The organism is Streptomyces sp. NPDC006294, from assembly GCF_042870895.1.
GTDB lineage: Bacteria > Actinomycetota > Actinomycetes > Streptomycetales > Streptomycetaceae > Streptomyces.
Window position 1 is genome coordinate 345554 of record NZ_JBIAHV010000009.1, and the last position, 22588, is coordinate 368141.

Annotated in this window: 19 protein-coding genes and 1 riboswitch; of the genes, 9 read left to right on the forward strand and 10 right to left on the reverse strand. The window is 70.9% G+C overall.

Annotation, left to right across the window (positions count from 1 at the left end):
- Window positions 1-5: 5 nt before the first annotated feature.
- Complete coding sequence (locus tag ACFYOP_RS18870) at window positions 6-1070, reverse strand: right-handed parallel beta-helix repeat-containing protein (RefSeq protein WP_356899016.1); 1065 nt, start codon at window positions 1068-1070, stop codon at window positions 6-8.
- Window positions 1071-1174: 104 nt separating this feature from the next.
- Complete coding sequence (locus tag ACFYOP_RS18875) at window positions 1175-1729, reverse strand: hypothetical protein (protein WP_356899015.1); 555 nt, start codon at window positions 1727-1729, stop codon at window positions 1175-1177.
- A gap of 123 nt (window positions 1730-1852) precedes the next feature.
- Between ACFYOP_RS18875 and ACFYOP_RS18880 the strand changes: the two genes are divergently transcribed.
- Window positions 1853-2407: a hypothetical protein gene (locus ACFYOP_RS18880; RefSeq protein ID WP_356899014.1), complete on the forward strand. Its 555-nt coding sequence runs from the start codon at window positions 1853-1855 to the stop codon at window positions 2405-2407.
- A gap of 106 nt (window positions 2408-2513) precedes the next feature.
- Here the strand turns inward: ACFYOP_RS18880 and ACFYOP_RS18885 are convergent, their stop codons facing one another.
- The 3 genes from ACFYOP_RS18885 to ACFYOP_RS18895 all read right to left on the reverse strand — a co-directional run bounded on the left by ACFYOP_RS18885 (window position 2514) and on the right by ACFYOP_RS18895 (window position 8329).
- Entirely contained in the window at window positions 2514-3347 is an 834-nt protein-coding gene (locus tag ACFYOP_RS18885) for a LysM peptidoglycan-binding domain-containing protein (protein ID WP_356899013.1), read from the reverse strand.
- A 4-nt stretch (window positions 3348-3351) separates the two neighbouring features.
- A riboswitch (cyclic di-AMP (ydaO/yuaA leader) is annotated at window positions 3352-3509 on the reverse strand.
- Window positions 3510-3918: 409 nt separating this feature from the next.
- The gene (locus ACFYOP_RS18890) at window positions 3919-6648 is read right to left on the reverse strand and encodes a cellulose binding domain-containing protein (protein ID WP_356899012.1); all 2730 of its coding nucleotides are present in this window, start codon (window positions 6646-6648) and stop codon (window positions 3919-3921) included.
- Window positions 6649-6850: 202 nt separating this feature from the next.
- A complete protein-coding gene (locus ACFYOP_RS18895; protein ID WP_356899011.1) occupies window positions 6851-8329 on the reverse strand; it encodes a glutamate--cysteine ligase in 1479 nt (492 codons plus the stop codon).
- 232 nt (window positions 8330-8561) lie between these two features.
- On the opposite strand from ACFYOP_RS18895, the gene ACFYOP_RS18900 reads away from it, so the two are divergent.
- Window positions 8562-9758, forward strand: a complete 1197-nt coding sequence (locus tag ACFYOP_RS18900; RefSeq protein WP_356899010.1) for a hypothetical protein — start codon at window positions 8562-8564, stop codon at window positions 9756-9758.
- Window positions 9759-9787: 29 nt separating this feature from the next.
- Here the strand turns inward: ACFYOP_RS18900 and ACFYOP_RS18905 are convergent, their stop codons facing one another.
- Entirely contained in the window at window positions 9788-10396 is a 609-nt protein-coding gene (locus ACFYOP_RS18905) for a hypothetical protein (protein WP_356899009.1), read from the reverse strand.
- The gene (locus tag ACFYOP_RS18910) at window positions 10393-10521 is read right to left on the reverse strand and encodes a hypothetical protein (RefSeq protein ID WP_356899008.1); all 129 of its coding nucleotides are present in this window, start codon (window positions 10519-10521) and stop codon (window positions 10393-10395) included. Before ACFYOP_RS18910 ends, ACFYOP_RS18905 begins: the two co-directional genes overlap by 4 nt.
- Window positions 10522-10755: 234 nt before the next feature.
- Between ACFYOP_RS18910 and ACFYOP_RS18915 the strand changes: the two genes are divergently transcribed.
- Together ACFYOP_RS18915 and ACFYOP_RS18920 are read left to right on the forward strand one after the other, a co-directional pair.
- Entirely contained in the window at window positions 10756-11145 is a 390-nt protein-coding gene (locus ACFYOP_RS18915) for a hypothetical protein (RefSeq protein WP_356899007.1), read from the forward strand.
- Window positions 11146-11325: 180 nt separating this feature from the next.
- Window positions 11326-11673, forward strand: coding sequence for a hypothetical protein (locus tag ACFYOP_RS18920; protein ID WP_356899006.1), 348 nt, complete (start codon window positions 11326-11328; stop codon window positions 11671-11673).
- Between the two features lie 37 nt (window positions 11674-11710).
- Here ACFYOP_RS18920 and ACFYOP_RS18925 read toward each other — a convergent pair whose 3' ends face one another.
- Entirely contained in the window at window positions 11711-12088 is a 378-nt protein-coding gene (locus ACFYOP_RS18925) for a hypothetical protein (protein ID WP_356899005.1), read from the reverse strand.
- A gap of 350 nt (window positions 12089-12438) precedes the next feature.
- Here ACFYOP_RS18925 and ACFYOP_RS18930 point away from each other — a divergent pair, with 350 nt between their 5' ends.
- On the forward strand, window positions 12439-13386 hold the full coding sequence (locus tag ACFYOP_RS18930; protein ID WP_356899004.1) for an ROK family protein: 948 nt from the start codon (window positions 12439-12441) through the stop codon (window positions 13384-13386).
- Between the two features lie 336 nt (window positions 13387-13722).
- The gene (locus ACFYOP_RS18935) at window positions 13723-15348 is read left to right on the forward strand and encodes a cellulase family glycosylhydrolase (RefSeq protein ID WP_388452072.1); all 1626 of its coding nucleotides are present in this window, start codon (window positions 13723-13725) and stop codon (window positions 15346-15348) included.
- A gap of 73 nt (window positions 15349-15421) precedes the next feature.
- Here ACFYOP_RS18935 and ACFYOP_RS18940 read toward each other — a convergent pair whose 3' ends face one another.
- On the reverse strand, window positions 15422-16477 hold the full coding sequence (locus tag ACFYOP_RS18940; RefSeq protein ID WP_356899003.1) for a LacI family DNA-binding transcriptional regulator: 1056 nt from the start codon (window positions 16475-16477) through the stop codon (window positions 15422-15424).
- The gene (locus ACFYOP_RS18945; RefSeq protein WP_356899002.1) at window positions 16474-18888 is read right to left on the reverse strand and encodes a glycoside hydrolase family 2 protein; all 2415 of its coding nucleotides are present in this window, start codon (window positions 18886-18888) and stop codon (window positions 16474-16476) included. The genes ACFYOP_RS18940 and ACFYOP_RS18945 overlap by 4 nt, the downstream gene beginning before the upstream one ends.
- A gap of 312 nt (window positions 18889-19200) precedes the next feature.
- Between ACFYOP_RS18945 and ACFYOP_RS18950 the strand changes: the two genes are divergently transcribed.
- The 3 genes from ACFYOP_RS18950 (at window position 19201) to ACFYOP_RS18960 (ending at window position 22488) form a co-directional block, all read left to right on the forward strand.
- Window positions 19201-20520, forward strand: coding sequence for an ABC transporter substrate-binding protein (locus tag ACFYOP_RS18950; RefSeq protein WP_356899001.1), 1320 nt, complete (start codon window positions 19201-19203; stop codon window positions 20518-20520).
- 118 nt (window positions 20521-20638) lie between these two features.
- A complete protein-coding gene (locus ACFYOP_RS18955; protein WP_356899000.1) occupies window positions 20639-21643 on the forward strand; it encodes a sugar ABC transporter permease in 1005 nt (334 codons plus the stop codon).
- Window positions 21640-22488, forward strand: coding sequence for a carbohydrate ABC transporter permease (locus ACFYOP_RS18960; RefSeq protein ID WP_356898999.1), 849 nt, complete (start codon window positions 21640-21642; stop codon window positions 22486-22488). Before ACFYOP_RS18955 ends, ACFYOP_RS18960 begins: the two co-directional genes overlap by 4 nt.
- Window positions 22489-22588 lie beyond the last annotated feature (100 nt).

Sequence of the window (22588 nt, forward strand, 5' to 3'; positions counted from 1 at the left end):
GGCGGTCAGCACAGGCCCGCGGGCTCGGACGACTGGCACATGTTCCCGGCGAAGCGGTTGCCGGTGCCCAAGGTGTCGCGGTTGGCCAGGTCGGCGGCCCCGTTGCCGAGGACCACGTTGTTCCTGATGACGTTGTCGGTGCCGGCGGCGCCCACGATGGACTTGAAGAGCACGATCCCGCCCGACATCGGTGCGGTGCCCACGTTGCCGCGGATCACGTTCCACTCCACCACGGTGTCCTCGGTGCCGGTGAGGACGATGCCGGTGCCCTGGATCTCGGGCAGCCTGGCGGTCTTGTCGCAGTGCTTGTTGTTCTCGTGCACGCGGTTGAAACGGACCGTCAGGGCCCCGGCCCGCGGGGTGGTCTCGTCACCGACGAGGAACGCGCCGGCGCAGTTCCCGGTGATCTCGTTGCCCTGGACCGTCAGGTTCCGCACGCGGCGGACGGTGGTGCCGATGCGGTTGTCGACCATGAGGTTGTCGGAGACGACCGTGCCCATGGTGTCGATGGCCCCGGCCTCCTGGCTGATGGTGTTCGCCACGAAGATGCCGGCGTCGCCGTTGCCCCGGACGAGGTTGCTCCGCAGGACCGACCGGGTGGAGCGCTCCTGGGCGATGCCCCAGGTGCCGTTGTTCTCCGCGGTGACCTGGTGCACCGTCAGCCGGTCGGTCCGCTGGGCCCAGATGCCGTTCTTCTCGAATCCGCTGAGGACCAGGGAGCGGATCTGTACGTCCTCGACGGGCTGCTTCTCGGTGCCGAGTACGCAGATGCCGTTGCCCGCGGCCGCGCAGGAGCCGGCCTCGGCGGCGGACGACGACGGCTTGAACACCGTCCGGCTGCCCGCGCCGCGCAGGGTGAGGCCGGAGGTGGTGATCCGGACGCTTTCCGTGTAGGTGCCGGCGGCGATCTCGATCGTGTCGCCGGGTTTCGCGGCGTCCACGGCTGCCTGGACGGACTCGCCCGGCTGGACCTGGTGGGTGACGGCGGCGCGGGCGGGAGCCGCCGCGCCGAGGCCGGACACGACGAGCAGAGCCGCGCATCCGAGCAGGGTCGTTTGTCGCTTTGTCATAAAACGAAGCTATGCGCATTCGCGGCAAAATCGACACAAACCACGCCTGGGAGAGCCTGTGTCGCGCCCACCCAGACGTGGCCCTGCGGCCATCAGGACGGCATTCAGCCCTCTTCGAAGTAGGCGTCGAGGACCGCGTCCAGCTCTTCGGCCCACTCCTTCAGCCGTCCCCTGGCCGGCGCCTCGACGTCGGCGTTGAACCAGCGGTTGGCCGCCACATGGACGGTGACCGTGAACCGGCGGCCGAAGCGGGCCGGCTTCACCTCGACGGCGCCGATCTCGGCCCAGGTGAATTCCGCCGCCTGGTCGTCCAGGGTGAAGCGGACACCGGACCGGTCGGCGGCGATCGACCCGCGGCGGTCGCTCGCCTCGAAGACGGGCCCTTCGGCCGCGGCGTCTTCCGGCGCGGTGTCCTGCGGGTCGGTGTCGGTTTCCGATTCCGCGTCGGGGGCCGCCTCCGCGTCCGGCGCGGTGTCGGCGTCGGCCGCCGGCTCGGACTCCGGCTCCGGCTCCGGCTCCGGCTTCTCGTCCTCCGGCTCGGCGGCCTCCTCGTTCCCCTCCTTCACGGCAGGCGGGGGCCCGGTGAGGCCCGGCACGAACGCCGGGTCCGTGCCCGCGGCGATGTCGATCTTCGGCTTCGGATCTATCTGCTGCTCCACGGCGGGCAGTATGGACGACGAACCTGTACGAGACCAATGCACCGGCGCGCCCGACGCCGGAACCCGGCGCTCAGGGCCCCTGGCCCCGCCGGACGGGCAAGTGATCGCTGTAGCCTCCGGGACATGACAACGGACACGGAATGCCTGACGCTCACACAGAATCTGCGCCGTCGTGGGGCGACAGTGCTCGCCGCGTTCGCCCTGGTGTGGGCGTTCGCCGCCGGTTCCGGGATCGCCTCGATGCCGGTGGCCGTCGCCGTCGGTGCGGTCGGGGCCGTACTGACCGGCGCGGCCGTGGCCCTGGCGTTCCGCGGGGCGGCGGGGCCGGCCCGGCGCGTGGTGCGGCTGCCGGAGAAGTGGAACCGCGGGGTGGGGCTGGTCAACGGGCTCGAGGTCGTCGCCGTGTTCGCGGTGATCGCCACGGCGAACGCGACGGGGCACGCGGAGCTGATCCCGCCGGGGATCTGCCTCGTGGTGGGGCTGCACTTCTTTCCGCTCGCCCGCCTCTTCGACCAGTGGCAGTACACGTGGACGGGCGTGCTGCTGACGGCCGTCGCGGTCGTCGGCGCCGTGGTCGCCGCGGCCGGGTCGCCGGGCGAGACCGTGCGTGTGGTGGTCGGGGCGGGGGCCGCCGTCGTGCTGTGGCTCTCCTCGTTCCATGTGGCCCTGCGGGGTTGAGCGGCGAGGCACACGGCAAACGCCGGTGCCCGGGACGCGTGGGGGACGCGTCCCGGGCACCGGCCCGGTGAACCGGGGCGACGGATCAGCCGTCGCGACGGTTCTGTCAGTAGGGGCCGTTCACGTTGTCGATCGAGCCGTACCGGTCGGCGGCGTAGTTGCACGCGGCGGTGATGTTGGCGACCGGGTCGTACAGGTCGTAGGAGGTGCCGGGGACGTGGTAGGCGTCGAAGGTCGGCTGGATGACCTGGAGCAGGCCCTTCGAGGGCGTGCCGTTGATGGCGTTGATGTCCCAGTTGTTGATGGCCATCGGGTTGCCGGAGGACTCACGCATGATGTTGCGGTGAATTCCGTCGTAGCTTCCCGGAATTCCGTGCTGGGCCATGATGTCCAGCGATTCCTTGATCCAGCCGTCGAGGTTGTTCGCGTAGGACGCGGGCTTCGCGGCGGCCTTCTCCGTCTTCGCCGCGGCGGCCTTCGCCACCGGCGCGCTCTTCCGCTCCGAGCGGTCCGCGCGGTCGGTCTCCGCGGTCCGGTCGGCCTTCTTGGGCGCGGCCTTTTCCTTGGCTTTCGAAGCGGCGCCGATCGTCAGCTCGAGACCCGGGTGAATCAGCGACGGGTCGTCACCGACGGCCTTCCGGTTGTCCCTGTAGAGCTGCTTCCAGCCGCCGTCGACGGAATGCACGTCGGCGATCTTGGAAAGGGAGTCACCCGCGACCACGGAATAGATCACGGGGCCGGACTTCGCGGCGGCGGCAGGCGTGGCCACGGCGGCGGGCGCCACGGCCCGCTCGGCGACGACGGGCTGCGCCGGGGCGGCCTGAGCAGTGGTGGCGCCCACGATCGGCAGGGCGAGGGCCGCGCCGCCGGTGCTCGCGGCGATGATCCCGCGGGTGAGCGAACGGGACTTGGTACGACGGTGCTTACCCTTTGCGGGCATGGCGAATTCCTCTCCGTCGCCTGCGAGGTGAGCTGTCGGGTTCGGGCTGGAGATGCCCGGCCGCATGGGAATGCGGCTTCACCCCGAGCCGTTCCGGATCCCGGATCGGCGACTTACCTGGTTCCCCCGCTCCTGCCGTACGTGAGTCGTTGCGGTCTGGTTTCCGGACGGCGGCAGGATTCGGCGGTCCACCCGGATTGACGGTGACCGTAAGCGAGAGCATCCCGGCGAAACAAGTGGCGAATTGTCGATCACCGCCAGAAAGAGGCTTTCGCGGGGGTGATTTCCTATTGTCATTGCCGCGTCAAAGAACTCAAATCCCCGCCCGGCAAAGGGAAGTGGCGGTCGGGTGACATTGCCGTCGCACAGTGCCAGGTGACTGACGTCACGGAACGGCTGTGCAACCGCGCATATCGCGGCACCGTCTCCGCGGCGCCAACTCGCAACAATCGCCCGGAATTCACCTTCCGGTGCGAGTTCGCCTAAATCCTTCATAACGGACATTAACGCCAAAGCGCCGCGAGGTTCCCGGTGTCGGCCAGGAACCCCACGGCGCCGCCCTCGGCCCGTCTCAGCCGACGGTGCAGATCTCGTCCCCCAGGGCGAAGGCGTCGGGGCTGCCGTTCTCGCCCGGCCACTCGCCCGTGAAGCCGAAGCTCACGGAAGCGCCGGCGGCCACCGTTCCGTTCCAGGAGACGTTGCCGGCCGTCACCTCAGCGCCGGTCTGCCGGTGTGTGGCATTCCACATCTGGCCGACCTTCTGCCCGTCGGGGAAGGTCCAGCGCAGCTGCCAGCCGTTCAGGGCCGCGGCGCTCGTGTTGGTGAGCGTCACATCGGCCTGGAAGCCGCCCGACCACTGGTTGGTGACCTTGTACGTCACCGTGCAGTCCGCGTCCGCGGGCGGCTCGTCCGGGTCGGGACCCGGACCGGGGCCCGGGTCGCCGCCGCCGTCACCGTCCGACGACTCCCCGTAGATGATGCCGCGCCCGTTGGTGGCCACGTACACCCGGCCGAAGACCCGCGGGTCGCCGGTGATCGCCGCGCCGGTCCACCCCCACTGGTGCGCGTCGTCGTTGATCCGCGTCCAGCTCGCTCCCGCGTCCGTGGAGCGGAAGATGCCGCGGACTCCGCCGATCTTCGCGCTGGCGAAGAGCGTCTGGTACGAGGCGCCGGCCGCCGCCTTGCCGAAGCCGACCGCGTCCGCCTCTTCCACGCCGGAGACCTTCGCGAAGGTCGCGCCGGAGTCCGTGGAGTGCCACAGCCCGTACGTCCCGGTCGCCGCGCCGCCCGCGAGCCAGATGTCCCCCTCCGCGCCCGGAACCGCCTTGAAGCGGACATTGCCCTCTGCCGGAAGGCCGGACGCCTTGGCGGTGAAGGTGGCTCCCCCGTCGGCCGACACGTAGAAGGTCCCGGCCTTGAAGCCGTAGAACTTGTTCGGGTTCTCGCGGTCCGATTCGACGATCGCCCCTGCCGGGATGCCGCTGGACGCCGCCCATGAGCTGCCGAAGCCGGTCGTGTGGTGCACTCCGGCGCCGTCCGGGCTCCAGACGAAACCGCTGCCGTCCGCCGCGGCGGCGACCGTGCCGCCGCCCGTCACGCCGGCGGGCTGCGAGCCCTGGAACCAGTTGGCGCCGTTGTCCGTGGAGAACGCGACGTGCGGGGCGGCGTCGGCGTTGCCGACCCGTACGACGGTGTCGGGAGCGGCCTCCGCGAAGTCCAGGCTCGTGGTCGCCGACATGTTCGGCCGGGTGAACATCAGCTCGGGCACGGCGTCGAGGTCGGTGTGGCGGAAGCCGCCGATGTCGAGCAGGCCGCTGAGCAGCGGCGCACCCGACGGCGGGCTCGCCAGGTCGTTGACGGCCGTCTCCTCGAGCCCCTTGACCATCGGCGTGATCAGGATCTTCCCGCCGCTGTCCCAGGTGCGCAGATTCTGGGTGCCGTAGATCGTCGCGCCCGTGCCGTACATCATCCGATCGGAGTCGAACGGGTCGATCTCCAGCGCCTCCGTCATCCAGCCGAGCTTGGGTGCGACCTCCGGGGGTGACGGGTTCGCGCCCCAGGTGAGCCAGGGGACGGCGGAGACGTCCTGGGTGTAGCGGAAGGACCGGTTGGGATAGCCCGTGTAGTCCCAGGCCCTGGTCCAGGTCGCGCCGCTGTCCGTGGAGCGGAAGATCTGGGTGTCGGGCCACCAGGAGCTGTACGCCGTGGCCATCAGGGTGCCGGGCCGCTGCCGGTCCACGCTGAGGCCGCTGAAGCCGGAGTAGGTGTCGGCCTCCGCGGTCGGGCTGATGTCCGTCCACTGCCCCGTGGCGGTGTCGTAGCGGGCGATCCGCCCCGTGGAACCGTCGTACGGGCCGCCGGTGTCGCTCAGGGTCAGATAGAGGTGGCCGGTGGCGGAGTCGAGGACCCCTTTGTGGGCCAGGTGTCCGGTCGGCTGTCCGGCGATCCGGGACCAGGTGGCGCCCGCGTCGGTCGAGCGGTAGACGGTGTTCTCCTTGTCGGCGACGCCGACGTAGATGTCACGCGTGGCGCTGCCCGCGCTGCCGGACCTCTCGTCGAAGGTCACCCACACGACGCCCTGGTTGTCACTGGCGTACCCGCTGGTGTCGGTCGGGTCCTGGGCGTAGTTCCCCGGGTTCGGGAAGGCGGTGACCTCCGACCAGGTCACGCCGGAGTCGGTGGACCGCCAGAGGCCGTTGCCGCTGGGCGCGCCCAGGTAGAGCACGGAGTTCTTGTGGGGGTCCACCGCGAGGCGCTCCCCCATGGCGCGGCCCGGCATGTTCCCGCCGAGCTTGAAGGGGAGGACGGCCGCCTTCCAGGTCGCGCCGCGGTCGGACGAGCGCAGGACGGCGCCGTTGGTGGGGTCCCAGCTGTTGGTGTACGTGCCGACGGCGGCGTACACCTTGTCCGGGTCCACCGCGTCGGAGGCGAGGCTCGCGACGCCGGTCCAGCCCCATCGGTCCCAGTCGACCCAGTCGAGCAGCGGGGTCCATTCCTTCGCCGCCTGGTTCCAGCGGTAGGCGCCGCCGATGTCGGTACGGGCGTACGCGAGGTTCTTCTCCGACCGGTTGAAGACGATGCCGGGCACGAAGCCGCCACCGTCGATGCGCACGTTCTTCCACGTGTAGGTGTCCGCGGCGGTATGCGTGGCCGTGTTCGCGGAGGCGGACACATCGGATGGCTCTGCGGCCGGCGCGGGTGCCGTGGGGCGGGCCGCGGCCGGAGTGCCGGTGGCGAACAGCCCGGCCGTCAGGGTCAGGGCCGCCAGTAGGGCGGCGAATGGTCTGGCGCTTCTGCGCACGGAAACGTCCTCTCCGAGCGGGACCGCCAGGATGGCGGTACGAGACGGGGTGCGGAGTGGTGCACGGAGTGGGAGCGCTCCCAGTGCGGACGATGGTAGCGGGGCGGACCGCCGGGGAGAAGGGGTGCCGCAGGGCTGCCGCACCGGACAGCGCCGCACTCATCCGATGAATGCCGTGCCCGGTGTCCGGTGTCCGGTGTGCTCAGTCGACCGGCCAGGTGTGCGCCGGGGCGTTCAGATGCATGTAGTCGAGGTACTGCCGTGTCATCAGGCGCAGCGCCTCATGATGGTCGACGCGGGACGTGGCATCGATGTGGTGGTACATCTCCGCCTGCCACACCGCCCCGTTGCGTCCGGTGACACAGCGCTGCTCGATGATGCCCAGCAGCGGCTCCCGCCACGCCGAGTCCATGCCGGAGACCTCGAGCCCCCGGTGGGCCAGGGGCAGCAGGCGTCGCAGTACGAGTTCGGCCACCGGGACCTCGCCCATCCCGGGCCAGTACAGGAGGGCGTCGATGCCGTGCCGGGCGGCGGCGTGCAGATTGTCCTCCGCCGCCTGGAAGGACATCCGCGACCAGACCGGCCGTTCCTCGTCGACGAGGGCGCGGGTGAGGCCGTAGTAGAAGGCGCCGTTGGCGAGGGTGTCGGCGACGGTGGGCCCGGCCGGGAGCACCCGGTTCTCGACGCGCAGATGCGGCTTGCCGTGACTGACGGCGTACACGGGGCGGTTCCAGCGGTAGATGGTGCCGTTGTGCAGGGTGAGTTCGGAGAGGTCGGGGGTGTCCCCGCCGTCGAGCGTCTCACGCGGGTCCTCGTCCTCGCACAGGGGCAGCAGGGCCGGGAAGTAGCGCACGTTCTCCTCGAAGAGATCGAAGACGCTCGTGATCCACCGCTCGCCGAACCACACCCGCGGCCGCACCCCCTGCACCTTGATCTCCTCCGGCCGGGTGTCGGTGGCCTGCTCGAACAGCGGGATACGGGTCTCGCGCCACAGCTCCTTGCCGAAGAGGAACGGCGAATTCGCCGCGAGCGCGACCTGCACCCCGGCGATGGCCTGCGCGGCGTTCCAGTAGCCGGCGAACTCGTCGGGCGCGACCTGGAGATGGAACTGCGTACTGGTGCACGCCGCCTCCGGCGTGATCGTGTCCGCGTACGTGCGCAGCCGGTCCACCCCGTCCACCGCTATCCGCAGGTCCTCCCCGCGGGCCGCGAAGATCTGTTCGTTGAGCAGCCGGTAGCGCGGGTTCTCCGACAGCGCCGCCTCCCCCACGTCCCGCTGCCGCAGCGTGGGGAGGATGCCGACCATGGCCAGATGGGCCCCGACCTTGGCCGCCCGCCGCTCGGCGTGGTTGAGGGCGTCGCGGATCTCCTGCTCCCAGGCGTAGGGGCCGCCCGCGGTCAGAGTCCGCGGCGGGATGTTGATCTCCAGGTTGAACCGGCCCAGCTCGGTGTCCCAGGCCGGGTCCGCGATCGCCTCGAGCACGTCGGTGTTCCGCATCGTGGGCTCGCCGGCCGCGTCGACCAGGTTCAGTTCGATCTCGAGACCCACCTGCGGCCGCTCCGACTCGAACCGTGCCTCGCGCAGCATCTGCGCGAACGTGTCGAGGCAGGCCTGCATCTTGTCGCGGTACCGGCGGCGGTCGTCCCGGGTGAAGACGAGCGCCGGGACGTCACGCCCCATGGGCCCTCCCGAGTCTTGTGCGTCTCGTCGGGCAGACGGCTTCCCCTTCAGCGTCCCACTCCCCGGCAGGGCCTACCAGCGGTGGGCACGCGGTGTGCCCGCGGGCGGATGCAGTGGTGTCGGCCCAGTGGTGTCACCCCGACGGCGCAGCACCGGGGCCGTCCGCCTCATCCCCGGGCGCGGGCCGCCCGAAGACAAGAGCGTGACACATCGACGCAGGACGCCGAGGGACATGACCGCACACGACACGACGGAGGGGTACGGGCCCATGCGCACTGACGGGGGCGACCGGGGGAAGCTGATCGACCGGGCCCGCGACAGGGTCGACCGCTTCGGCCGGGGCACGGCGCTGCGGCGGCCGGTGCTCTGCGCGCTGGTGCTGCTGGCGCTGACCGGGCCGTTGCTCGGCAGCGGCACCGGCGCCGCGTCGGCCGACGCCCCGCCGCCGCAGGGACCGCAGGCGGCGGGGGCCACCCGCTCCAGCGTCACCTGGGACGTGGAGCTGGACGGGACCGCGGAGGGCGCGGGCCCCGACGACGACGCCAACGTCGAGCACTCCGGCACCGCCCTGCGCATCCGCGACACGGGCCTCGCCGCCGCGTCCGGCCGCACCGGCCGCGGCCAGGGCTCCGCCGTACTGCCCGTGCGTCACCTGGCACACGGGGTCGACCGGGTCGCCGCCGAGGTGACGGCGGAGGTGCCGCCGGGAGCGCAGGTGCTGGTCGACATCCGCGGCCGTGACGCCGGCGGTCGCTGGACCGAGTGGCGCGAGGCCGCGCCCGGGGCTCCGGCCGAACTGCCGCGCACGGTCATGGACGTACAGGCACGGCTCCTGCTCCGCAGCGGTCCTGACAAGGCCGGCCCCACCGTCTCCGCGCTGCGGCTCACCGCCGACTCGGCGGGCGTGGCCGAACCCGCGCCGGAGGCCGCCGCCCCGTTCAGCGCCCGTGTCTTCGCCACCCGCGAGGGCCTGGTCGGCGGCACCACCGCCAACGGGCATGTGATCCGGCCGAACGACCGTTTCGTCGCGCTGCCCTCACGCCGCGGCCTGTCCGCCAAGGGCAGCGCCGAGTACTCGGTGCGGGTCTGCGGTCCGGCCCGCTGCGAGACGGCGCCGGTGTGGGACGTCGGCCCGTGGAACATCCGCGACGACCACTGGAACCCGTCCTCGGTACGCGAGATGTTCAAGAGCCTGCCGCAGGGCCTGCCCGAGGCCCAGGCGGCGTACGAGGACGGCTACAACGACGGACTCGACGGCTTCGGCCGGCGCGTTCTCAACCCGGCCGGCATCGACCTGGCCGACGGCACGTTCTACAACGTCGGTCTGAACGACAACGGCTGGGTGACCGTCACCTATCTGTGGACCGGCGACGACTCCGCCGCGCGCGGGTCCGGCGACGCGCGCACGGCTTCGGACTCCGCTTCCTGAGCGGGCCGGTCAGCGGCCCTGGGGCGAAGTCACCGGCTGCCGTGGGGCGTCGGACCTTCGGGACAGGGCCGACCCGCGCCGCTGCCGGCCGACTTCGGTGACGACGACGGTGCCGTCGTCACCGACCCGGACCGTGTCCTCCGCCGCTGCCGGGGGCGGCTTCGCGGGCCGTTCCCCCGGAACCAGACCACGACCCCGTCGGCGACCTGGACGAAGGCGCCGGTCGGGGCGAGCTCGGTGACCCGGCCGTGCAGCGTGCTGCCGGCCGGGGTCGCGTCGGCGAAAGCCTGGAACGGGTCCGGCTGCGTCGCGCGCAGGGAAAGCTCTGGCCTCTCCGTGCCAGGTGTCGAACTGGAGGAACGCGCACGACACACGCTGCCCGACCTCCACGACGTCCGACAGGGCGTCGATGTGCCGCCAGGACAGCTCGGCACGGTGCTGAACCCGACGCCGGGGAAGACCGGGTGATCGGGGCCGTCGTCCGGGGCCACGAACACGCCGAACCGCTCGATCGCGGCGACCGTGCCGGAGAGGATGTCGCCGCGGTGCAGTCCGTTCAGGAACATCCAGAGCTCCGGGTGCCGGGCGGCGGCCATGGACAACCGGACCACGCCCTCGTCCCTGTCGACACCGGTCACCTGGGCGGTGATCCGCCGGCCGACCAGGGGTGTTCACCCCGGAGAAGGTCCAGTGGCCCCACCGTGCCCAGCGGCCGGCCGGCGAAGCCGTCCAGAACCACCAGCGCCACATCGGAAGGCGCCATGTCTGTGAGGGTCCCCGTGCGGATGTCGCCGACGCGGACCGTCGACAGGGACGCCCGGGAAACCTGACCAAGGGACACATCACCCAGGACGCCAAGTGTTTCACGGGCGGCTGTGCGATGCGGACCGCCCGCCGCGCCGGGGCCGCCTGGCGGCCGGGGCGAACTCGGCCGGGCGGAAAGGGCAGTTGGTGGGGATCGGCACATCGGTGGATCGGGCGCCGATACCGTGACGGGATGAGCGACGACAGGATCAGGCCGGAGGACGAATGGCCGCTGCCGCCCGTCTGGATGTGGGCCTGCAAGGACTGCGCCGGCCTGTACCGGACCATGAAGCACGTCCAGGACGAGACGGAAGAGGCCCGGCTCACCTGCGGGCCGGGCATCGACTTCGACCCGATGGACAGCGCCATCGGCACGCAGATCGCCCTCGCGCAGCACATGGCCACCGCGCACCCGGACCAACTGCCCGACTGGGACCGGGCCTGCGCCGGCTGCAAGAGCCACCGCGACGCGATCGCCCGTGACCCCGGCACCGCCCCGCGTGCCGCCTCGGCCGCCCACTTCGGCAACGAGCACCGGGCGCGGCACGTGTTCGCGCCGCCCAGCATCGTCGGACTGTACTGACGGGCGCGTCCCGGGCGCGTTCTCCCACACCGCACGACAGCGGGTTTGCCGGAAACCGGCAATGTCCGGCTCGCCGGTCTGCCGCGCGGCAGTGACGCGCCGGGCGCGCCTGTCGATCACCATGGCCGGGGGCGCGGGCAGGGTCCGCGGCTCGGGAGGGGAAGGGAGGGGCGAGTGGGCATGTCCGTGTTCGACAGCCTCATCGACGTGGTCCCGCTGCTGATGGGACCGCTGATCGCGTATTCGGGGTGGCAAGCGTGGCGCAAGCCGGACGCGGCCCCCCATCTGGCGTCGGGCAGTCCGCGGTGGGGCCTTTTCTGCTGGTCCGTCGGTTTCGTACTGCTGGGCGTCACGGTCACGACTCTTGGCGGCTTCGGCCTGGCGGGCCAGGAGGAGCCCCGGCCTCTGGTCCTCGTACGTATGGCGGCCGCAGGGCTGGTGGCTGTCGCGATCGTGGTCGCGGCGGGGTGCCGTGTCCGGAGGCGTCACGGCCGACCGCGTCGTGCGTCGGGGACCGGAGGCGGATGAACGCGCGCGGCGTCACGGTGTGACAGCGCCGCGGCTGTTACTCCGGACGCCGCTCATACGCGCCGTGGATCGGGGCCGCCTGCGGGGACGGCCCAGGGTGCGGAGCCTGCGCTCGGCCGAACCATTCGGTGAGCGCCGCGCCGCCCTGCAGGCCCAGGGCGAGGAACATCAGGGCCGGGAAGAGTACGGGCAGGAAGAGGTCGGCGACCTCGCGAGGCACATCCGACAGCCGGACGACCGGGTGCACCATGGCCGCGACGTACAGGACGAGCATCGAGACGCCCTGGACCTGGATCCGGGCACGTGTCCTGCGTCCCCGTGTCCACCGGGGCATCCAGCCGCGCATCGCGGCGACGGCGAGGGGCAGCACGGTCGTCGTGAGCAGTCCCGTCCAGCACCAGAGGAAGATCTTCACCAGCGGCTCCTGTCGGTCGTAGTGAGGCTGGAGCCGTCGGCCGTCGGAGTCGATGCCGGACTCCGGCAAGGAATCGCCATCGCGGCAGCCGGTGCGCGCCCTGGATGTTCGCCGCCGGTCCCGTCCAGGCGGCCACCCACGGAATGAGGCGACCGCTGCGGTCGGTTGACAATGCCGCTCCGCGCCGCTGGTTTCCCGCTCGTTTCCCGCTGGACCGGCCGCCTTCGCGAAAGAGGCTCGGAACTAAACTTTACTCAACTAAACTAGTTTACTAGACAACGTTGTCAGCGCCATGCACAGTGTCCCCCGCAGGGTGGGACCGATTTCTACTGCCGGGAAAGGCTGACGCGATGGTTGTGTACGGGGCACTCGACATCGGCGGTACGAAGATCGCCGGAGCGCTCATGGATACGCGGGGCCGTCCTGTGGTCCGGGCGCAGCGGGCGACGCCCGCCAAGGAGTCGGCCGAGGTGCTGATGGGGGCCGTCACCGCCGTGCTCGACGAGCTGGCCTCGCACGCCGCGTGGGAGGCATTGGCCTGCATGGGCGTCGCCAGCGCCGGGCCCGTGGACACGGCCGCCGGCACCGTCAGCCCGGTCAACATCCCGGGGTGGCGCGGCTTTCCGCTGGTGGAGCGGGTCGCCGGGCATCCGCGGATGCCCGCCGGCATCCGGCCGGCACTGGTCGGCGACGCCGTCGCCATGACCGCGGCCGAGCACTGGATCGGCGCCGCCCGAGGCGTGGACAACGCGCTCTGCATGGTGGTCTCGACGGGCGTCGGCGGCGGGCTGGTCCTCAACGGGGCGCTGCACGCCGGGATTTCGGGGAACGCCGGGCACATCGGCCACATCACGGTCGACCTCGACGGCCCCCTGTGTCCGTGCGGCGCCCGTGGCTGCGTCGAGGGCTTCGCGAGCGGTACGGCCATCGCCGCTCACGCCCTGGCCGCCGGCTGGGCCCCTCCGCCGGGCGCCGCGCCGACGTCCGCCGCCGTCGCGGCGGACGCCCGCCGAGGGGACGCCCGCGCCCGGGCCGCCTACGACCGGGCCGCCCGGGCGCTGGCCGCGGCGATCGCGGCGACGATCACGCTCGTCGAGCTCGATCTCGTGGTGATCGGCGGCGGCGTCGCGCAGGCCGGCGAGACCCTCTTCGCTCCCCTGCGCCGCCGCCTGCCGGAATACGCGGCGCTCGCCTTCGCGCGCGACGTGCCGGTCGTGCCGGCCCGGCTCGCCCTGGACGCGGGGCTCGTAGGGGCTGCCGCGGCGGCGGCCGCAGGGCTTGTTCCGGGCATCCCGTGACCGCGGACACAAAGCCAGGAAGAGCACTTCCTTCGCTTCCCGTCATATGAACCGGCACTAAACTTAACCGGTTTGGCTCGAACCGTTGTCCCGGCCTTCCACTGCCTCTAGCCTCTCCTCCAGTCGCAGAACTCCGGGCGGACTTCCACCGCTTGCCCGGAAGACCTCGCCTCTGCGCCTCAATTCACGGGGAATACCTGTGCGCGCGCCGGAATTCCGGCGGCGGCGCAGGCGACGGCCGGCCGTGTCCGGCAGAACAGCATCCGCAGTGAACCGGCAATGCCGCATGTCCGGAAACACCTTCCGGGCGTGCGGGCGACCATGTTGGGAGAAACGATGAGAAGGAAACTGGCCACCGCGGCGGGAGCGCTGCTGGCCATGGCCGCGTCCGTGTTCGCCGCCCCCGGCCCCGCGCAGGCGGCGGAGGAGGCGGCACAGGGGTTCCACGTCAGCGACGGCCGCCTGCTCGACGCGAACGGCAACGACTTCGTCATGCGCGGCGTCAACCACGCCCACACCTGGTACCCCGGCCGTACCGAGCAGGCTCTGCGGGACATCAAGGGACTGGGCGCCAACACGGTGCGCGTGGTGCTCAGCTCGGGCGACCGCTGGACGAAGAACGACACCGCGGACGTCGCGAACGTCGTCGGCCAGTGCAAGGCGAACCGGCTCGTCTGCGTCCTGGAGGTGCACGACACCACCGGATACGGCGAGCAGGCCGGCGCGACGACGCTGGACCGTGCGGTCGACTACTGGATCGGGGTCCGGAGCGCGGTCGAGGGCCAGGAGAAGTACGTGATCCTCAACCTCGGCAACGAGCCCCACGGCAACACCGGTTACACCGCCTGGACCGCCGACACCGCCGGGGCGATCGGGCGGATGCGCTCGGCCGGCTTCGACCACACGCTGATGGTGGACGCGCCGAACTGGGGCCAGGACTGGTCCCACACGATGCGGGACAACGCGGCGGGCGTCTTCGCCGCCGACCCCGACCGCAACACCATGTTCTCGATCCACATGTACGGCGTCTTCGACACGGCGCCCGAGGTCCGAGACTACCTGAACCGCTTCGTGGCGAACGGCCTGCCCATCCTGGTCGGTGAGTTCGGCGACGCGCACTCGGACGGCAACCCCGACGAGGACACCATCATGGGCCACACCCAGCGGCTCGGACTGGGGTACCTGGGCTGGTCCTGGAGCGGCAACGGCGGCGGCGTCGAGTACCTCGACCTGGCCGTCGACTTCGACGCCGCCCGGCTGAGCGACTGGGGCCGGCGCCTGTTCGACGGGCCCGACGGCATCAAGCAGACCGCCCGCGAGGCGAGCGTCTACTCCGGCAGCGGCGGCGACACCCAGGCCCCCACCACGCCCGGCAGGCCCACCGCCTCCGACGTACGCGCGAACAGCGTCGCGCTGTCCTGGCCGGCCGCCACGGACGACACCGGCGTCACCGCGTACGACGTCGTGCGCGTCGACGGCACGCGGGAGAGCGCCGTCACCACGACCGCCGCCACCAGCGCCACGGTCAGCGGTCTGACCGCGGCCACCCCGTACAGCTTCGCCGTCTACGCCCGGGACGCCGCCGGGAACCGCTCCCCGCGCTCCGCGGCCGTGAGCGTCACCACGGCCGACGGCACGGCCGCGGGCACGTGCGCGGTCACGTACCGCCTCAGCGACTGGGGCACGTCGTTCAACGCCGACGTCACCATCCGCAACACCGGGACCACGGCGGTCAAGGGCTGGCAGCTCGACTTCGCCTTCCCAGGCGGTCAGACGCTCAACTCGGCCTGGAACGCCAGGGTCACCCAGCAGGGCACGCAGCTGCGCGCCACCCATGAGCCGTGGACGGAGACCATCCCCGCCGGCGGCAGCGTGAGCTTCGGCATGAACGGCTCCTCCACCGGAGGCAACGGCGTCCCCGCAGCCTTCACCCTCAACGGCGCGAGCTGCGCCAAGAGCTGACGCACCGCCGGAGCACAACACCGAGGGCCGCGACACGACCCGTCGCGGCCCTGCGGATCCACCTGGAACGGTGCTACGGGGAGTGCTGCGGCGCCGGGGCGGTGGAACCCCGCGGTGTGAGCGACGGGGTCGGCACCTGGAGCGAGCCGGTGTGCGTCCCCTCGATCACACCGAACAGCGTGCGCGCCACCTCCGCACCGAAGTGGTGCACATCGTGGCTCATGGCCGACAGGGTGGGATGCGTGATCCGGCACAGCTGGGAGTCGTCCCAGGCCAGCAGGGAGACGTCGTCCGGGACGACGAACCCCATCTCGGCGGCGACGCCCGCCCCCGCGACGGCCATGATGTCGTTGTCGTAGACGATGGCGGTGGGTCGGTCGGCGGACAGCAGCAGGGAACGGGTGGCCCTGGCGCCCTCCTTCCCGTCGAACCCGGTCGGGATCTGCCGGCCCTGCTCGAGTCCGAGCTGCCGCATCGTCGTCTCGAACGCAGCCGCCCGGATGGCGCTGTGCCCGAGCCCCGCCGGGCCGCCGACGCGGGCGATCCGACGGTGTCCCAGCGCGGCCAGATAGCGGACGGCCTCGGCCGCCGCGGTGGCGTCGTCCGTCCACACCGCCGGGAAGGAACCGGTCAGGGACGGATGGCCCACGGCCACCGCCGGCAGGCCGACGGCCTGCAGCGCCGGGACCCTCGGGTCGTTCTCGTGGAAGTCCACGAGAACGGCGCCGGCGATCGTCTGGCTGCGCCACCAGGACTTGTAGAGGGCGATCTCCTCGTCGAGGTCGCGCACCAGCCGGAGCAGCAGGGAGCACGAACGGTCCACCAGGACGCTCTCGATGCCCGAGATGAACTCCATGTAGAACGGTTCGAGACCCAGCAGCCGCGCCGGCCGGCACAGGGCCAGGCCGATGATGTCGACCCGCTGGCTGGAGAGGCTGCGTGCCGTGAGGTTCGGTGACCAGCCCAGCTCCCGGGCGGCTGTGAAGATCCGCTCGCGGGTGGCCTGCGAGACACCCGGCTTGTTGTTGAAGGCGAGCGACACCGCGCCCTTGGAGACTCCGGCCCGTGCGGCGACGTCCTTGATGGTGACGCGTTCGGTGGGGCTGTTGGCGCTGCTGGGGCCGGTCACACCACGTCCACGCTGAACAGGGCGGCCTGTGCGGCCGGTACGTCCACCGGGCCGCAGCCGCGGACCCGGATACGGGCCTGCTCGCCGGGCAGGAGCGTCCGCAGGCCTTCGTCGGACACGGCCAGGGGGCCGAGCCGGTCGGCCTGGAGCAGAAGGTCTCTCACCAGCGTGTGCGCGCTCACCACGATGTCGACTCTATCCTCCGGTCCGGCGACCGGTTCCACGGCGACGTCGAACCGGGGCCGCGGATAGGCGAAATCCTTGTCGGGTACGGGGAAGTGCACGGCGCGCAGCCCGTCGGCGTCGGCGACGAGGAACTCCTTCGCCGATCCCTCCGGCGGCGCCAGCTCGTCGGGCACGGGAAGCCTGACGACCGACCGGGGACCGGCGGCCACGTCGAGGACCGCCTCGCGCACGGTGGCGCCGTCGGCCTCCAGCCGGCGCAGCCGCACCGAGGTCCGCCACGCGGCGCCGGACTGGTTGACCACCGCGAGGGTGGGGCCGTCCGTACCGGGCTGCACGGTCAGCAGCCGGTCGGCGTAGACCCGCCGCAGCTCGTGGAGGAGGGGCTTCGGCCTGCCGTCGCCGTCGATCGCGGCCCAGGAGCTGACCGGCCAGCAGTCGTTGAGCTGCCACACGACGGTTCCCGCGCAGACCGGCCAGTGGGAGCGCCAGTGCTCGATGCCGGCGGCGACGGCGCGGGCCTGGACGAGCTGGGCGAGGTAGTGCCAGCGGTCGAAGTCGCCCTCGGGGGACGTGAAGTGGCGCGCGATGCCGCGGTCGAGCTTGCCGTTGCCGTCCTCGGCCTTCTGGTGGTGCAGCATCCCCGGGGAGTCCGGCGCCAGCCGCTCGCCGGGCAGCGCGCGGTGGAGGGTCGCCGTCGCGGGGGGCGCCTGCCAGCCGAACTCGGCGACGAACCGGGGCACGTTCGCCCGGTACTCGGCGTAGTCCTGCCGGTTCCACACCTCCCAGGAGTGGTGGGTGCCGTGGGCGGGGTCGTTGGGGTGGTGGTCCCAGGAGCCGGACCACGGGCTGCCCGCGGTGTACGGGCGGGTGGGGTCGAGCTCGGCGACGACGCGCGGAAGGAGGCCGAGGTAGTAGCCCTCGCCCCAGGAGTCGCCGGCCAGCGCCGGTTCCCAGTCCCAGTCGCGGAAGCCCCACAGGTTCTCGTTGTTGCCGTTCCACAGCACCAGGCTGGGGTGCGCCATGAGCCGGACAACGTTGTCACGCGCCTCGGCCTCGACCTCCCCGCGCAGCGGCTGCTCCTCCGGATAGGCGGAGCAGGCGAAGAGGAAGTCCTGCCAGACCATGAGCCCCAGTTCGTCGCAGGCGTCGTAGAAGGCGTCGTCCTCGTAGATCCCGCCGCCCCACACCCGTACGAGATCGATGTTGGCGTGGGCGGCCTGGGCGAGCCGGGTGCGGTAGCGCTCGGGGGTGACGCGGGACGGGAAGGCGTCGTCGGGGATCCAGTTGACGCCGCGGGCGAAGATCCGCACCCCGTTGACGACGAGGGTGAAGCCGGTGCCGTGCTCGTCGGGCGACTGGTCGAGCCCGACCGTGCGGAAGCCGATCCGGCGCTGCCAGGTGTCGAGGGGGCCGTCGTCGCCGGACAGCGTGACGTCGAGGTCGTACAGGGGCTGGTCGCCGTAGCCGCGGGGCCACCACAGCCCGGGCCGTTCGACGTCGAGGCGCAGCACGGCCTCGTCGCCGTCGAAGCGGACCTCGGTCTCGGCGCCCGCCACCGAGGCGCGTGCCGACAGGGCGCGGTTCGCGCCGCCGGCGGTGCGCTCCACCCGGAGGCGTACCTCGACGTGGCCGGTGCGGGTGCCGGTGCCTTCGTCGGCGACGGTCACCAGGGGCCGCGCGGAGGCGATGCGGGCCGTGGACCAGTGCTCCAGCCGCACCGGCCGCCAGATGCCGGCGGTGACCAGCGTCGGGCCCCAGTCCCAGCCGAAGCTGCACGCCATCTTGCGGATGTACTGCGACGGTTCGGGGTACACATTGGGCCGCTCGCCCGTCACCGCCCGGACCGCCTCCGCCTCCTCGTACGCGGAGGCGAAGTCGACGGCCAGGGCGCCGGTGCGGCCGGTGACGTCGAACCGGTAACGGCGGTGCATGTTGCGGGTACGGCCCAGCTCCTCGCCGGCGAGGGTGATCCGCGCGGCGGTGTCGAGGCCGTCGAAGACCAGGTCGGTGCGCTCGTGGGGACTGTCGTGGCGCAGTTCGGTGACGTAGCTCCATGCGCGGCGGCCGACCCAGGCGACCTCCGTCTCGTTTCGCCCGATGAACGGATCGGGGATCACCTGGGCGGCCAGCAGATCGGTGTGGACGCAGCCGGGGACCCGGGCCGGAAGCAGCGCCCCGTCGTGGCGCAGGCTCCAGCCCTCGGTGAGCGGGGTGACGTCCTTCATGGTGCGGCTCCAATCGCCTGACTCAGGCCGGATCGATGTACGACGCCGCACAGCGCTCGCCCGGTCGGGGCGGGAACGATGTACGACGCCGACAACCTAGCCCGCTGATCAGGCCGTGTCCATAAACCGGTCTAGTCCGGTTCCGGTTCCACCTCTCGGCATGAAGAGACCCCACGAGCTGGCGACTTGGCATCCTGCGGTAACGATTCAGCATCACGCTCGAAATCGGAGCTTTACCGGTTCACATCCGGCTGACATAGTGCCGACATCCCACCCGTAGACCTGAGCCGCAATCCTGAAGGAGTTGGGCACATGGGGAAGAAGAAGACGCTCGCGGGCGCGTTTCTCACCGCCGCGATGCTGACCGTCGCGGGGTGCAGCGGCGGAGGCGCCGCCTCCACCGAGACGGCGGCGGCTCCGGCCGGTCCGGACGACGCCTCCGGCGAGATCAAGGTCCTGACCCACCGCACGGACCTCGTCCAGAGCGGTGCGATGGACGCGTACGCGGCCGAGTTCAACAAGGTCTATCCCGATGTGAAGGTGAAGTTCGAGGCGCTCACCGACTACGAGGGTGAGGTCAGGATCCGGATGAACACCGAGAACTACGGTGACGTCCTGATGATCCCCGGGGCCGTCGCGAAGAACGACTACCCCAAGTTCTTCGCCCCGCTCGGCACGACGGAGGAGCTGGGTTCCAAGTACCGCTTCAGCGACAAGACCGACGTCAACGGGAAGGTCTACGGCATCGCCCAGTTCGGCACGGCCAACGGCTTCGTCTACAACAAGGCCGTCTGGGAGAAGGCCGGGGTCGGCGAGTGGCCGACGTCGCCCGGGGAGTTCCTGGCCGGCCTCGAGGCGATCAAGTCCAGGACCGACGCCGTGCCGTACTACACCAACTTCAAGGACAACTGGCCGCTCACCGCCTGGAGCAACAACATCGGGTCGGTCAGCTGCGACGCAGAGGCCAACGACAAGCTCGCGGGCCCGGTCTCGCCGTGGCAGCAGGGCAGCGAGCTGAACGTGATCGACACCCTGCTCCACGACATCGTGAAGCAGGGCCTGTCCGAGAAGGACCCGAGCACCACCAACTGGGAAGCCTCCAAGGGGATGATCGCCAAGGGCGAGATCGCCTCCATGCAGCTGGGCTCGTGGGCGATCACCCAGATGCGGGACGCCGCCGAGAAGGCGGGCACCGACCCGGAGGACATCGGTTTCATGCCGTTCCCCGCGCAGCAGGAGGGGAAGTTCTGCGCGACGCTCGCCTCCGACTACCAGCAGGCGGTCAACGCCCACTCCGACAACAAGACGGCCGCCCGGGCCTGGATCGACTGGTTCACCGAGAAGTCCGGCTACTCCCAGAAGGAGGGCGCCGTCTCCGCGGTGAAGGCGGCGGCGATGCCCGGCACCCTCAAGGCCTTCGCTGACAACGATGTCACACTCGTCGAGCGGTCCGAGGCGAAGACCGGTGAGGTCAACACGATCGACAACGCCGCCGAGATCGGTCTGGCCAAGCCGGACTACCGCCAGCAGCTCATCGATCTGGCCCGGGGCGCGCGGAAGGGCAGCCTCGAGGACTTCTTCGCCGACCTCGACAAGAAGTGGAACGAGGCAGCGAAGACCGCCGGTTCCTGACGACCGGCGGACACGACCGCCGTCACCTGACGGACGGCGGACGCGGGCCCCGGCCGCACCACACCGGCCGGGGCCCCACGCCCGCCGCCGCGCATCAGCGGACGACGAAAGGCCCGACATGACCGAGACGACCGACATGGCGTCCGCGCAGCCGCCGCGGACCACGACGACCTCGCCCGGCAGCAGCGCAGGCGGAAGCACCCGCGGGAACACATGGACCGGGACCGGAAAGGACCGGCAGGCAGGCCCGCCGCGCGGTCGGCTGCTCCGCCGCGTCACCCCGTGGCTGTTCCTGGCCGTGCCCCTCGCGCTGCTGATCACGTTCACCTACGTCCCGGTGGCGAACATGGTCTTCTACAGCTTCACCGACTGGGACGGCATCAGCCCCGACCGCTCCTTCACGGGCGTCGACAACTACAGCCAGATCTTCACCCGGCCCGAGCTGTTCCGGGTGTTCTACGTGAGCTTCTACTACCTTGCCGCCTCGGCCGTGCAGATCGTGATCGCCCTGTACTTCGCGACGGTGCTCAGCTTCGATCTGCGCTTCCGCAACCTCTTCAAGGGGATCCTGTTCTTCCCCTACCTGGTCAACGGCGTCGCCATCGGCTTCGTCTTCCTGTACTTCTTCCAGGACGGCGGCACGCTCGACTCCGTCCTGTCCTGGTTCGGCGCCGGCACCGACCACGCCTGGCTCGGCGACCCGACCTCGGCGAACACCTCCCTGGCGGGCGTGTCCGTCTGGCGGTTCACCGGCCTGAATTTCGTCCTGTTCCTCGGCGCGATCCAGTCGATCCCCGGTGAGCTCTACGAGGCGGCCCAACTGGACGGCGCCACACGGTGGCAGCAGTTCCGGCACATCATCGCCCCGAGCATCAAGCCCGTGCTCAGCCTGAGCGTCATCCTCGCGATCTCCGGGTCCCTGTCGGTCTTCGAGATCCCCTACATCATGACCGGCGGTGCGACGGGCACGTCGACGTTCGTCATCCAGACGGTCAAGCTCGCCTTCCAGTTCAACAAGACGGGTCTGGCCTCCGCGGCCGCCGTCGTGCTGCTGCTGATCATTCTGGTGATCACCTGGATCCAGCGACGTCTCGTACCCGATGAGAAGGTTGATCTCGTATGACCACGGCCCTGCCCACCCGACGCCGGCGCCCGCTCGGACCGGCCCTCACCTATCTGTCGCTGATCATCGCCTCGCTGGTGGTCCTCGTCCCGCTCGTCGTCGTCTTCCTGACCTCGCTCAAGACATCCCGCGAGGTCTCCGACGGCGGAGCGCTCTCCCTGCCGGGGAACTGGCTGAACTTCGGCAACTACGTGACGGCGTTCTCCGACGGGCGGATGCTGACCGCGTTCGGCAACACCACGTTCATCCTGCTGTTCTCGATCACCGGCACCGTGCTCATCGGCTCGATGACGGCGTACGCCATCGACCGCTTCCACTTCCGGGGCCGGAAGCTGGTGATGGCCGGGTTCCTCGTCGCCACCCTGGTCCCGGGCGTCACCACGCAGGTCGCCACCTTCCAAGTGGTGAACAGCTTCGGGCTGTTCGACACCCGGTGGGCCCCGATCCTGCTCTACATGGGGACCGACATCGTCTCCATCTACATCTTCCTGCAGTTCATCCGGGGCATCCCGGTCTCCCTCGACGAGGCCGCCCGGCTGGACGGCGCGAACGCGTTCACCGTCTACCGCAAGATCATTCTGCCGCTGCTGAAGCCGGCGATCGCGACCGTCGTGATCATCAAGGGGATCACCGTCTACAACGACTTCTACATCCCGTTCCTCTACATGCCGTCCCAGGAACTCGGCACCATGTCCACGGCCCTCTTCCGCTTCAAGGGCCCGTTCGGCGCGCACTGGGAGAACATCTCGGCCGGCACGATCCTGGTGATCGTCCCGACCCTCGTCGTCTTCCTCTTCCTGCAGCGCTACATCTACAACGGGTTCGCGCAGGGCGCGACGAAGTGACGGCGGGGGGGTGCCTCTATGTCTTTCGTCAAGGCATCTCTGTCGGGTTTGGGGTGGTTCGGGGTTGCTGGTGCTATGCGGCGAGTTCGACGTCCGCGGG